General features: G+C 72.4%; 9 protein-coding genes. 1 reads left to right on the top strand and 8 read right to left on the bottom strand.

The annotated features are described in order from the left end of the window. Window positions 1-18 precede the first annotated feature (18 nt). The 8 genes from ACQP0U_RS22285 to ACQP0U_RS22250 form a co-directional block, all read right to left on the bottom strand. Window positions 19-1,050, bottom strand: a complete 1,032-nt coding sequence (locus ACQP0U_RS22285) for a LacI family DNA-binding transcriptional regulator (RefSeq protein WP_433321021.1) — start codon at window positions 1,048-1,050, stop codon at window positions 19-21. Between the two features lie 334 nt (window positions 1,051-1,384). Then, window positions 1,385-2,293 carry an amidohydrolase family protein gene (locus ACQP0U_RS22280; protein WP_433310276.1) on the bottom strand — a complete coding sequence of 303 codons (909 nt, stop codon included), beginning with the start codon at window positions 2,291-2,293 and terminating at the stop codon, window positions 1,385-1,387. Beyond that, window positions 2,290-3,099, bottom strand: a complete 810-nt coding sequence (locus ACQP0U_RS22275) for a metal-dependent hydrolase (RefSeq protein ID WP_433310273.1) — start codon at window positions 3,097-3,099, stop codon at window positions 2,290-2,292. Before ACQP0U_RS22275 ends, ACQP0U_RS22280 begins: the two co-directional genes overlap by 4 nt. 103 nt (window positions 3,100-3,202) lie before the next feature. Then, window positions 3,203-3,925: a hypothetical protein gene (locus ACQP0U_RS22270; RefSeq protein ID WP_433310270.1), complete on the bottom strand. Its 723-nt coding sequence runs from the start codon at window positions 3,923-3,925 to the stop codon at window positions 3,203-3,205. Beyond that, the gene (locus tag ACQP0U_RS22265) at window positions 3,853-4,824 is read right to left on the bottom strand and encodes a serine/threonine-protein kinase (protein ID WP_433310267.1); all 972 of its coding nucleotides are present in this window, start codon (window positions 4,822-4,824) and stop codon (window positions 3,853-3,855) included. The genes ACQP0U_RS22270 and ACQP0U_RS22265 overlap by 73 nt, the downstream gene beginning before the upstream one ends. Before the next feature lie 119 nt (window positions 4,825-4,943). Next, window positions 4,944-6,653, bottom strand: coding sequence for a serine/threonine-protein kinase (locus ACQP0U_RS22260; protein WP_433310264.1), 1,710 nt, complete (start codon window positions 6,651-6,653; stop codon window positions 4,944-4,946). A gap of 83 nt (window positions 6,654-6,736) precedes the next feature. Then, on the bottom strand, window positions 6,737-8,074 hold the full coding sequence (locus ACQP0U_RS22255; RefSeq protein ID WP_433310261.1) for a glycosyltransferase family 4 protein: 1,338 nt from the start codon (window positions 8,072-8,074) through the stop codon (window positions 6,737-6,739). A gap of 137 nt (window positions 8,075-8,211) precedes the next feature. Beyond that, window positions 8,212-10,155: an amylo-alpha-1,6-glucosidase gene (locus ACQP0U_RS22250; RefSeq protein WP_433310258.1), complete on the bottom strand. Its 1,944-nt coding sequence runs from the start codon at window positions 10,153-10,155 to the stop codon at window positions 8,212-8,214. Window positions 10,156-10,197: 42 nt separating this feature from the next. On the opposite strand from ACQP0U_RS22250, the gene ACQP0U_RS22245 reads away from it, so the two are divergent. Then, window positions 10,198-12,906, top strand: a complete 2,709-nt coding sequence (locus ACQP0U_RS22245; RefSeq protein ID WP_433310255.1) for an MGH1-like glycoside hydrolase domain-containing protein — start codon at window positions 10,198-10,200, stop codon at window positions 12,904-12,906. The last annotated feature ends 10 nt before the right edge of the window (window positions 12,907-12,916 follow it).

Below are 12,916 nucleotides of genomic sequence, written 5' to 3'. Positions count from 1 at the left end.
AGCGCGGCGGCGGGCCATTTACTGATCAGCCCCCAGTGGTTGGCGGCTTCGTGGCGCGGCGGTCGACCCCCGGACCTCCAGCGCGCACGGCAGCAGTTGCTGGTGACGAAGGTCCGCGGGGCCGTCCAGGTGGCGCGTCAGCGCCTCGATCGCGATCCGGCCGAGCGCCGAACCGGGTGACGTCATCGCGGTCAGCGCCGGGGTGGCCAGTTCGGCGACCTGCGGCGAGGTGACCATCGAGACGACGGAGACATCGTCGGGCACCGACAACCCGCGGCCGGTCAGCTCGCCGAGTATGCCGAAGATCGCCGTCTCGTTCATGGCCAGCACCGCGGTCAGCTCCGGGGCCTGCGCGAACGCGGCGGCCAAGGCGGCCCGCCCGCCGGCGGCGCTGTCCTCGGCCGCGATCATCACCGGCTCCAGGCCGTGCCCGGTCATCGCCGCGGTGAAGGCGTCCCGGGTACGCAGCGCGGGCCCGTAACCGCTGGCCAGCGTGGCGGCCGAGTGGTTGACGTAGACGATCCGCCGGTGCCCGAGGCCGACCAGGTGCGCGACGGCCTCCCGGACGGTCTGGTCGAAGTCGATGTCGACGTAGGAGAGCGTGCTGGTGTCGCCGGTACGGCCGATCAGCACCAGCGGCACCCCCGCTTCCTGGAGCACGGTGACCCGCTCGTCGGCCAGCTGGACCTCCATCAGCACGACCCCGTCGAGCATCCGCTGGCTGGCCAGCCGACGCAGGTCGTCGAGGTCGCCCCCGCCGACCGGCGAGAGCACCAGGTGGTAGCCGGCGACGCTCGCGGCGGCGGCGGCACCGGTCACGAAGGCCGTCTCGGTGGCGCCGAGGCCGCGTTCGTCCATCGGCATCAGCAGACCGAGGATCCGGCTGCGGCGACTGGCCAGCCCCCGGGCCATCGCGTTGGGCTGGTAGTCGAGCTTTGCCATCGCCGCGAGCACCTTGTTGCGGGTGGCCTGCGAGATCGGCCGGGTGCCGGTGAGCACGTACGAGACGGTGCTGACCGAGACCTGCGCGAGGCGGGCGACGTCGTGCATGGTGGCCACCGCGCACCTCCTCCGGCCTGGGGTGGGACCGCTCCCGAACCTTCGTCGAAGCGTTTCGACGAAGCGGTTCGACAGGACGCTAGGCCACCTGTTACGGCGACGTCAATAGCCGATGTCGAAAAGAATTCACCGGTCCGGCGGCACCGTGCGCGTGCGTCCCGAGAGGGGCGCTCCTCAAGATCGCGCTCGATCCCGGATGTAGTCCCCTCGGGCCGCCGCGGACGCCACTACAACAAGGATCGAGCACGATCTTGCGGGGCGCGGGGCGCGGGGCGTGGGGCGTGGGGCGTGGGCGTGGGGCGCGGGGCGCGGGGCGGCCCGGGGGTCAGGGCAGGTCGAAGAGGGCGGCGGCGCTGTTCCAGCAGACCGCGCGCAGCCAGTCGTCGCCCAGGTCCAGCCGGGCCAGCCCGGTCAACTGGTCGGCGTACGGGTAGGGGATGTTCGGGAAGTCGCTGCCCAGCAGCACCTTGCCGGCCAGCCCCAACTCGCGCAACCGGGGCAGCTCCTCGGTGGGGAAGGGGATGAACTGGTCGAAGAAGGGTGTGAAGGCCATTGTGGTGTCCAGCCGGACGTGTTCGTACGTCTCGGCGAGGTCCAGGAAGGCCCGGTAGTCCGGGGCGCCCATGTGCGCCACCACGGCGGTCAGCCGAGGGTGGCGGGCGAGCAGGTCGGCGAACGGGTCCGGGCCGGTGTGGGCGGTACCCACCGGGGCGTGTCCGGCGTGCACCACCACCGGCACGCTCGCGTCCGACAGCATCCCCCACACCTCGTCGAGCGCGGGATCGGTCGGGGCGAAGCCACCGACCTGCAGGTGCAGCTTGAACAGTCGGGCGCCTTCCGCGAGGGCCGCCTCGACGTACCCGGGGGCGTCCGGCTCGGGGTAGAACGTGGCCGAGGCCAGGCACCCGGGGGTGTCGCGGGCGAAGTCCAGCGTCCAGCGGTTGAGTTCCGCCGCCATGCCCGGCCGGTGCGCGTACGCCAGGGCGCTGAACGCCCGCACCCCGAGCCGCCGCAGGTGCGCGACCCGGTCGGCGTCGCTCCACCGGTAGAGGATCGGCCATTCGGTGCCGACCAGCGGCCCGGCGGCGTCGAAGTAGGCCCACACCCGGCGCAGCAGTCGCGGCGGCAGGAAGTGCACGTGCACGTCGGCGAGGCCGGGCAGTCCCAGGGCGCGGCAGAACTCCGGTACGCGTTCGTCCGCGACCGGCGGGACTGCCGGCGCCGGATCGGTCATATGTCGATGTCGAATCGGCTCAGCACCGAGGGCGCGATCAGGCCGACTGTCGCGAGCGCCGAGACGACGGTCAGTGCGATGCGCATCCCGACCACTTCGGCCTTGCTGCCTACGCGCAGGGCGATGCTGTTCGGCAGGCCGATCATCATCCACATGCGCCGCTTGATCGGGATCGGCCAGAGGATCGGCACGCCGGCTCTGGTGATCATGTCGCCGAGGATGTGCACGAAGCAGCCCACACCCAGCGCGGTGCCGATCAGCGGATAGCCGCGTCCGCCGGGCAGGTTGGCGAAGGTGAACCAGGCCGCCCCGGCGGACGCGAGAGTGATGATGACCCAGCCGGCCCGCTCGGCCCAGTCGTCGAACAGCCCGCGCAGCGCCAGGCCGAACATGAAGAACAGGATGGTGATGACCGCCCACTTGCCGTACGCGGCGCAGAGCGCGGTGGTGCCCCAGCCGACCAGCACGGTGAACGGCAGCGTGTGGGTCAGCGTCCGGTGCCCGTTGTTGCGGCGTGGGTCCCTGCTGAGCTTCGTGGCGTAGTAGACGCCGAGGGAGACCTTCTCCATCACCTCGGCGGCGAAGAGTGAGAAGACTCCGAAGGTGCGGGCCACGGTGGCCCCACCCTGGTTCTTGGTCACCTTGCCCGACATGTCGAGGTCGGGAAAGAGCGCGCCACCGGCGCACACCGCGGTGCCCACCGCCAACGCGAGGGGCGACTGGTGGTAGTCGGCGAACTGCTCCAGTGCCCAGGAGCCAGCCAGCCACACCGCCGCGCCGGACAGCGCGTGTTGCGGTCCCATCATCTCGGCTCACCCTCCCCAGGGATCTTGAGCGCCCAAAACTACGCCACTGTAGTCAGCGTCGGCGCCGCAGGGGCATCACCCGGAAGGTCCACATCGGACCGCGTTACAGGGTGGGGGTGAAGCTCTGCCGGATCATCGGCAAGTATGCCGCGTTGACCTGCCAGTCGAACTCTTCTGTCAACCACGAGACGGTGTAGGAACGGTCGGCCGAGGTGTTGGCCAGCAGCCGGAAGCTGTGCACCGCAACGCCGAGGGCGTTCTGCCAGCCGCACTCCCACACCGCGCCACCCTCGAAGATGTCCATCGCGGAGATGTCCACCTTGCGATAGCCCGGCAGCGCCCCACTCGCGGTCAGCCGAGCCTCCTCGGCCGTCCAGTGCGCCACCGGGTCCGCGCGGGCCGGGCCCGCCTCGACGCTGAGCACCCGGGACCCACTCGATTTCCGGAAGCAGGTCACCGCGCCCTCGGTCCAGCGCGCCCAACCCACCGGCGCGGCGATCCGAAACCCGGTCGGGTCGTCGTACCAGGTCCAGCCCTCGCGCAGCCCGTATTTCACGTCGGCCGGCGGTGACACCGACACCACCGGCGTCGCCGACGGTGGCGGGGCCGACGCGCAGGCGAACGCCGCCGGCCGGGAGGTCGGCGCGCCACCACCCGAGCCGGACGGTGGGGTCCGCTCATCGTGCCGGTTGACCAGGGCCAGCGTGATGCCTCCCGCGACGAGCAGGGCGGTGGCCGCGCCACTCAGGGCGATCAGTCGCCGTCGCCGGCCGGGTCGGCGCGACGGGCGCGGGGTCGGGGTCGCCGGCTCGCCCCACGGGGCCACCGGTTCGACCGGGTGGGGCGCGACGGCCCGGCTGGCGCTGCGGACCGCCGCGACCGCCGAGGACCGGACCGGCAGGGGCTCGTCGGGGTCGCCGCCGCGCTGCGCAGCAGCGGCTCCGCCTCGGCGGCGGTCAACCGCCGCCAGGGGTCGCGCTGCAACAGGCCGGTGAGGGCGGGACGCAACGGACCGGCCCGACGCATCGGATCCGGGGGTTCGGTGGCCAGCGCGCTGAGCGTCGCCATCGCGCTCGACCGGGCGTACGGTGACTGCCCCTCGACGGTCGCGTAGAGCGTCGCGCCCAGCGACCACATGTCGGTACGCGCGTCGGAGACCCCTTCGCGGGCTCGCTCGGGGGCGACGAACTGCGGTGAGCCGAGCACCGTGCCGGGCCCGGTCATCGCACCGTCGCCACCGTCGAAGGTGGCCAGCCCGAAGTCGGTGAGCACCACCCGCCCGTCGTCGGCCACCAGCACGTTGTGCGGCTTCACGTCGCGGTGCAGGACTCCGGCGGCGTGCGCGGCCCGCAAGGCGGCGAGCACCGCCAGCCCGATCCGGGCGGTGCGCTGCGGGCTCAGCGGCCCCTCGGCGCTGATGATCTGCTGCACCGACCGGGATGGCACGTACTCCATCACGATCCAGGGGCTCTCCCGGTCGTGCACCACGTCGTAGAGGCGGACCACGTTGGGGTGGTTGAGCCGGGCGGCGGTGCGTGCCTCACGCAGGGTCCGTAGCCGCAACTCCTCGCGTTCGGTCTCGGCCAGCCAGGACGGCGGCACGACTTCCTTCACCGCCACGTCGCGATGCAGCATCTCGTCGCGAGCAAGCCACACCCGGCCCATTCCGCCGGTGCCGACCAGGTCGAGCAGCCGGTACCGACCCGCGATCAGCAACTGATGCACGGTCGCTCCCCCTCGGTCACCCCGGGATCCACGATAGCCACCAATGCCGGCTTTCTCATCCACTGAGCGGCCTCGATCCACGCCGGACGGTGGTCCGGATCATGGCCATACGGTGCAGGTCAGCGGGGTGGTCGGAAACTTTTTCGCACGATTTCCCAGTCGGCGGCGGCCCTGGCCCAGTCCTCGTCCCGGATGATCCAACCCAGCGTCCAGCGGTTGGCGACGAGGATCTGCTGCCGGGCGTGCAGCCAGCTTCCGTGCGGTGTCCGCCAGCGGAACTCCCACTCGGCTCCGCCGCCGCCCGCGGCGAGCCGGATCTCGTCGTACCCCGGCAAGGAGCCCGCCCCGGCTGCCGCGTCGCGGACGGTCCGCAGCCGTTGCAGGGGATCGGTGGCGCCGCCCTCGACGACGCTGAAGGCCCGGCCGGTCGCCGGGTCCTGGAAGCACGCCACCCCGTCGTCGCGGGAGAACACCCACGCGGCCGGTACGGAGACGCGGAAGCCTGCGGTGTCGGCGTGCCAGACCCAGCCGGGCGGCGGCCGGAACTCTTCGCCCGAGTTGGGTGTGCCGGCCTGCACGGGCGTGCCGATGATGTCCGGGCGGACACAGGCGAACGGCGGTGGGGGGACGTCTCGCCCGTCGGGCGGTGGGCCGGGTGGCGGGCCGGGGCCGAACGGCCCGCCGTTGGGCGGGCGGTACGGCGGCGGCGAGGACCAGCCGGTGGTGTCGCTGGGCTTGTCGCCGGTGACGGTCAGCGCGGTGCCGACCCCGGCCACGACGGCTACCAGCAGCGCCACGGCGACCACCGCCACCCGACGCGCGGTACGCCCGGCGGCCGCCGGATCCGGGGCCGGCGTGGGCAAGGCACCGCTGGCTGTGGCTGAGGCGTCCGGGCCGACGGCCGGGTCGGGCAGCGGAACGGTGGGGTCCTGGTCGTCGGAGTCGTCGGCGGCGGGCTGGGCGACCAGCCCCGGCGCCGGCCCGTCGACCGGGGGTCGGTCGGTCGCCGGCGGTGGGTCGGCACGGCCGGTCGCGGCCGCTCTGAGCAACCGGCGGGCCGCGTCGTGGTCGAGGCGGTCGCGCGGGTCGCGGCGCAGCAGCCCGTCGAGCACCGGCGCGAGCGCCCCGGCGTGCGGGGCGGGGTCCGGTGGGCCGGCGGCCAGTGCGCTCAGGGTGGCCATCGCGGTGCTGCGGGCGTACGGGGACTGCCCCTCCACCGCGGCGTGCAGGGTCGCGCCGAGCGACCACAGATCGGCGGCCACCGTGGACGCCCCCTCCGCGGCCCGCTCCGGGGCCACGTACTGCGGGGAGCCGAGGACCATGCCGGGGCGGGTCATCGCGCCGTCGCCGCCGTCGAAGGTGGCCAGCCCGAAGTCGGTGAGCATCACCCGGCCGTCGTGCGCCACGAGCACGTTCTGCGGCTTGATGTCGCGGTGCAGCACCCCGGCGGTGTGCGCGGCCTGCAGCGCGTCGAGCACGGCCAGGCCGATCCGGGCGGCGCGGGCCGGCTCCAGGGGCCCCTCGGTGTCCACGACGTCCTGCAGGGTGCGGGACGGGACGTACTCCATGACGATCCACGGGTTGCCGTCGACCGCGACGACGTCGTAGAGCCGGACCACGGCGGGGTGGTTGAGTCGGGCCGCGGCGCGCGCCTCGCGCATGGTGCGCGAGCGCACCTCGGCCCGTTCCGGATCGGCCAACCAACTCGGTGGAACGATCTCCTTGACCGCTACCTCGCGGTGCAGCATCTCGTCGCGGGCGCGCCACACCCGACCCATGCCCCCGCGACCCACCAGGTCGAGCAGCCGGTACCGACCGGCGATCAGCACCTGTGCACGCTCCTCCTCAGCCGCTGTCCGGGCTACACCCTAACCAGCGGATCGGAAGTCACCTATCGGTCGTCCGACTCAGCTCAGCATGCGGCGTGGTCGGCGGCGGCGGTCAGCAGGTTCCCCTCCGGGATGGCGATCCGGGGCCGCCCGCCGGCCAGTCGGGCGGCGGCGCGTCGGGCCTGCACGGGGCCGTGTTCGCGACGGGCGGTGGCGTAGCTGGCGGCGGTGCGGGCCGCGATGGTGGCCCAGCCGTACCGCTCGCCGACCATCGTGCGGGCACGGCGGGCCAGCCGCCGGGCGAAGACCTCGTCGCCGAGGAGTTGGCCGACCGCGCCGGCGAGCGCGTCCGGGTCGCTGTGCGGGAACGTCACCCCGGTCACCCCGGACTCGACGATCTCGGCGAGGCCGCCGGTACGGGCCACCGCCAGTGGTGCTCCGGCGGCCGCCGCCTCCAGCGCCACCATGCCGAACGGCTCGTAGAGGCTGGGGACCACCGTCGCGTCGGTCGCGCCGAGCATGGCCGGCAGTTGGGTGGAGTCGAGGAACCCGGTGAACCGGACGGTCGAGCTGAGCGCCAGCCGCCGGGCCTCCGCCTCCAACTCGGTGCGGTACGGGCCGTCGCCGGCGATCACCACGCGCAGCCCCGGGTGTCGTTCACGGAGCCGGGGTACGGATTGCACCAGGTGCTGGACGCCCTTCTCGTAGACCAGCCGTCCGGCGTACCCGACCAGAGGGCCGTCGCCGGCGAACCGTGCGCGGGCCGACGCGACAGCCCGTGGACGGGCCCGCCAGGCCCGGTCGTCGACCCCGTTGGGTACCACGTCGACCTGGGTGGCCGGTACGTCGAACAGCGCTGTCACCTGGTCGCGCATGTACCCGGAACAGGTGATCACCCGAATGGAGGAGCCGCTGAGCCAGTGCTCGACGCCGTGGATGGTGCGGTTCATCTCCTCCGGCAGCCAGCCCTGGTGCCGGCCGGCCTCGGTGGCGTGCATGGTGGTGACCAGGGGGAGGTCCAGGTGCTCGGCGAGGGTGACGGCGGTGTGCGCGACGAGCCAGTCGTGGGCGTGGATGACGTCGTAGGCGCCGGCCTGGGTGGCGCGCAGGGCGGTGCGGGTGAGGGTGTGGTTGAAGGCCATGGTCCAGGCCAGCAGTGAGCCGGTGGCGAGGGGGAAGGTGACCGGGTCCTCGGGGGCGCGCAGGATGCGCACGCCGTCGGCGTACTCCTCGAGGGGTGCGCCCTCGCAGTGGCGGGTGACGACGGTGACCTCGTGGCCGGCGGCGGCGAGGGCGACGGAGAGGGCGTGCACGTGTCGACCGAGGCCGCCGACGAGCACCGGCGGGTACTCCCAGGAGAGCATCAGCACCCGCAGCTGTCGGGCGGGGTTGATGTCGATCACGTGGGCATCGAGTGACATGCGGCCCCCTTTGAGTTGTCCCCGGGCGCGCGCCGACCGACACCGGATTCGATGTCGCCGTCGCGTCTGGATCGAGGCCAATCCTGCCGGGATCGCGATAACCAGCGGCGACACCACCGTTGCGGTCGTGTAAAGCGCTACTGGCTCTTTCGCCGCACCCGCAGCAGCTCGGCCACCGACCATGCCTGGAACGGGCAGCCGGTAGCGGTGTGCGGCGCGAGGCCATCTGCCGTCTCGCTCACTGAGCCTATCCCAAATTCCATCAAATGAGCCTCAATGCCGACGAATACGTCATCGACGGACATCTTTCCTCGGCGTGCGGCGTCCACGTACGGGCCGAGCAGCCACGGCCAGACCGTGCCCTGGTGGTAGCCCCCGTCCCGGTCGGCCGGACCGCCCCCGTGCCGGCCCACGAACTCCGCGGAGTCCGGGGCGAGACTGCGCGGGCCGAGTGGGGTGAGCAGCCCGCCCGCGATCCGCCGCAGCGTCGCCTCGTCCGGCTCCATCGGCGCGTACGGCAGCGACCAGGCCAGCAGCTGGTTGGGGCGCAACGCGTCGTCGTCGTGCAGAGCGGCGCCACCCAGCGGGTACGCCGGCGCGGGCGCGTCCAGCACGTCGTGCAGCCACCCGGTCGGCGCGGGGAACCGCTCCCGGAACGACGCGGTGGCCTGCGCGTGGCGTCGCCACAGCTCGCCCGCGTCCCGCCCGGCCAGCTCGGTCAGCTCCGCGAGCCCCGCCAGCCCGTTGATCCACAACGCGTTGACCTCGACCGGCTTGCCGGTTCGCGGGGTGACCGGCACCCCGTACACCCGGGCATCCATCCAGGTCAACGCGGTGCCGGCGGCGCCCTGGGTGAGCAGCCCGTCGGCCGGGTCGACGCGGATCCCGTACCGGGTGCCGGCCGCGTGAGCGTCGATCACGGCGCGCAGCGCGGGCAGCAACTCGTCGCCGAGGTCGGTGTCGCCGGTCACCGTGACGTGCCGGCTCACCGCGTGCAGGAACCACAGCGTGCCGTCGACGGTGTTGTACTCCACCCGGCCGGTGTCGGCAGTGTTGGCGAGCATCCCCTCGGACAGCGTCGCCGCGTACGCCCGCAGCAGTTCCCGACCCTCGTCGGCGCGACCCGTGCAGAGGAACAGCCCCTCGTACGAGATCATCGTGTCCCGCGACCACGCCCCGAACCACGGGTACCCGGCGACCACGTCGACCGCCGCCTGGTTGGTGCGCACCACGAACGCGTCGGCGGCCAGCACCAGGGTGGCCTCCACGTCGTCGGCCGGCTTCGCCGTCGCCACCACCCGCCGGTTGCGCCGCCGGGCCGCCGCCACGATCTCCGTGGCCGGCGGTGGCTCCTCGTCGAGTCGACCGGCCCAGGCCCGCACCGAGACGGTGTCGCCGGGGCGTTCCAACTCACCGGAGAAGCGGCCCGCGTACCAGAGGTCCTCGTCCGGGTGCAGCCCCCGGTTGGCCTCCTCGCGGTGGTGCACGCCCAGCCACCACTGCCCCTCGGGCGCCCACCCCGGCCCGGCGAGCCGGTACGCGCCCTCGACCACCGCGCCGTCGGCCACCGCCTCGACCTGCGGGATCGGGCCGTCGGCCCGCCGTTCGCCGTGCGCGTCCCGCCAGGTGCAGGCGGCCGACAGCTCCAGCCGGACGGGACCACCGGCGACCAGCCGGTGCACCACCGCGACGCAGGAGCGGCCGGGCAGCATGGCCAGCTCCCGTTCGATCACCACAGCGCCGATCCGCCACCGCCACCGGGGCAGCCCGTCGACCAGGTCGAAACGCTCCAACAGCTCGAAGCCGCGCGGGTCCACGTCGCCGGAGGCCCACTCGTGCGCGCCGAGGCGCACCCGCGCGCCGGACGGCAGGGTGACCGCCGGGTCGAGACTGACCAGTCCCACCTGGCGGGACGCCGGCGTTTCGCCGGGAACCACCAACAGACCGTGGTAGCGGCGAGTCCGCAGCCCTCCGACCGTGCCCATCGCATAGCCGCCGAGGCCGTCGGGGACCAGCCACTCCCGACTGGCCGCGCTGGTCAGATCGCCGCAGACCTGCGGGCCGAAGTGAATGTCGATCAACTTTCCTCCACCGGCGGCGGGGTGTAACACGCCACGACGAGAATGGCCGCTGTGGTCAAGTACCGCGGCGACGTCAAAGATGTGCACGTGATCACTGACCGATCGTCCTCCGACGCCTCGCCACCCGACGCTGAGCGGCTCCGGCTCGCCCAGGCCGACTCGGGGGAGCAGGACTGGCGTGCATGGGGTCCCTATCTGTCCGAACGGGCGTGGGGGACGGTACGGGAGGACTACAGCGAGCACGGTACGGCCTGGGACTACTTCCCGCATGACCACGCGCGGTCCAGAGCCTACCGGTGGAATGAAGACGGGATGGCCGGCGTCTGCGACGAACGACAGACCTTCGCGTTCGCCCTGGCCCTCTGGAACGGCAAGGACCCGATCCTCAAGGAGCGGATGTTCGGCCTCGGCGGCGACGGCGGCAACCACGGCGAGGACGTCAAGGAGTACTGGTGGTACGAGGACTCCACGCCCACCCACTCCTGGATGCGCTGGCGCTACCACTACCCGCAGGCCGCCTTCCCGTACGACGAACTCGTCGCGGTGAACGCGTTGCGCGGCCGCGACGACACCGAGTACGAGCTGGTGGACACCGGGATCTTCGACGACGACAGGTACTGGGCGGTGACCGTCGACTACGCCAAGGCGTCCCCGACCGACCTCTGCATGGTGGTGACCGTCGCCAACCGGGGCGACCGGGCGGCGACCCTGCACGTCCTGCCCACCCTGTGGTTCCGTAACACCTGGTCCTGGGGCCTGCCCGGCGGCGACCGGATCCCCCGGCTGACCGGCCAGGGCACCCGGCTCGTCGGTGAGCACCGGGTGCTCGGCCAACTGCTGCTGGAGGGCGACGGCGGCCCGGTGCCGCTGCTCTGCGACAACGACACCAACGCCGAACGGCTCTGGGGCCTGCCCGGCCGCTCGCCGTACCCGAAGGACGGCATCAACGACCACGTCGTCAACGGCGCGGCCACTGTCAACCCGGCCCGCGAGGGCACCAAGGGCGCGCTGCACTACGTGCTCGACGTACCGGCCGGCGAGCAGCGCCAGATCCGGCTGCGGCTGACCCGTACCGCGTCGCCGCCGGCCGCCGCGCCGCCACCTCCGGCCGACCTCAGCGACGGCTTCGAAGCCGTGGTCTGGGCGCGGCGGGCCGAGGCGAACCGGTTCTTCGCCGGAGTGATCCCGCCGGCCGCCACACCCGACGAGGCGCTGGTCGCCCGGCAGGCCATCGCCGGGCTGATGTGGGGCAAGCAGTTCTACCACTTCGACGTCAAACGGTGGCTCGACGGCGACCCGGGCTCGACACCACCCCCGGCCGGGCGTCGACACGGGCGCAACAGCGCCTGGTGGCACATGACCAGCTTCGACGTCATCTCCATGCCCGACCCGTGGGAGTACCCCTGGTACGCGGCCTGGGACCTGGCCTTCCACTGCGTGAGCATCGCCCGGGTCGACCCGGGCTTCGCCAAGGAGCAACTGCTGCTCCTGCTCCGCGAGTGGTACCTGCACCCCAACGGGCAGATCCCGGCGTACGAGTGGGCGTTCGGTGACGTGAACCCGCCGGTGCACGCGTGGGCGGCGCTGAAGGTGTTCGAGATCGACGGCGGAAGGGACTACGAGTTCCTGGCCCGGGTGATGCACAAGCTGCTGCTCAACTTCACCTGGTGGGTCAACCGCAAGGACACCGGCGGCAACAACGTCTTCGAGGGTGGCTTCCTCGGGCTCGACAACGTCGGGCCGTTCGACCGCTCGGCGGCGCTGCCGGTCGCCGGTGTGCTGGAGCAGTCCGACGGCACCGGCTGGATGGGCATGTACGCGCTCAACCTGCTGGACATGGCCATCGTGCTCGCCGAACACGACAGGACCTGGGTGGACACCGCCACCAAGTTCTTCGAGCACTTCGCCTACATCGCCGCCGCCGCGTACGAGCAGGGGTTGTGGGACGAAGAGGACGCTTTCTTCTACGACGTGCTGCGCCTCGCCGACGGCACGAAGGTGCCGCTGAAGGTCCGCTCCGTCGTCGGGCTGCTGCCGTTGGCCGCCACCACCCGGCTCACCGCCAGGACCCTGCACCACCTACCGGAGCTGGGAGCCCGGCTGCGGTGGTTCCTGACCAACCGCCCGGAGTACGCCCAGGTGATCGGCACCCGCCGGCTCGGCCCCGACGGTCGGCAGCAGCGGCTGCTGTCCATGGTCGGCCCGGAACAGGTGGTCCGCCTGCTTGCCCGGATGCTCGACCCCGACGAGTTCCTCTCCGACTTCGGCCTCCGTACGCTGTCCCGCGCGCACCTGGACAAACCGTTCTCGGTCACCCTCGGCGGGCAGGAGTTCTCCGTCGGCTACGAGCCGGCCGAGTCGACGAGCGGCCTCTTCGGCGGCAACTCGAACTGGCGCGGTCCGATCTGGATGCCGACGAACTTCCTGCTGATCAGCGCGCTGCGTGACTACGCGGCGTTCTTCGGCGACGACCTCCAGGTGGAGTACCCGACCCGCTCCGGAGTGAAGCACACCCTGGACGAGATCGCCGACGACCTCTCCGCCCGGCTGATCTCGCTCTTCACCCAGGACGACTGGGGCCGACGGCCGATCTACGGCGCCGCCCAGATGTTCCAGACCCACCCGGACTGGCGTGACCTGATCGCCTTCCCCGAGTACTTCCACGGCGACAACGGTGCCGGCCTGGGCGCCTGGCACCAGACCGGCTGGACGGCCCTGGTCGCCGACCTGATCCTCACCCTCCGCCGCTGACGTGGAGGTC

Source organism: Micromonospora sp. CA-269861 (assembly GCF_050948505.1).
Lineage (GTDB): Bacteria > Actinomycetota > Actinomycetes > Mycobacteriales > Micromonosporaceae > Micromonospora.
This window is presented reverse-complemented; position numbering and strand designations above follow the sequence as displayed.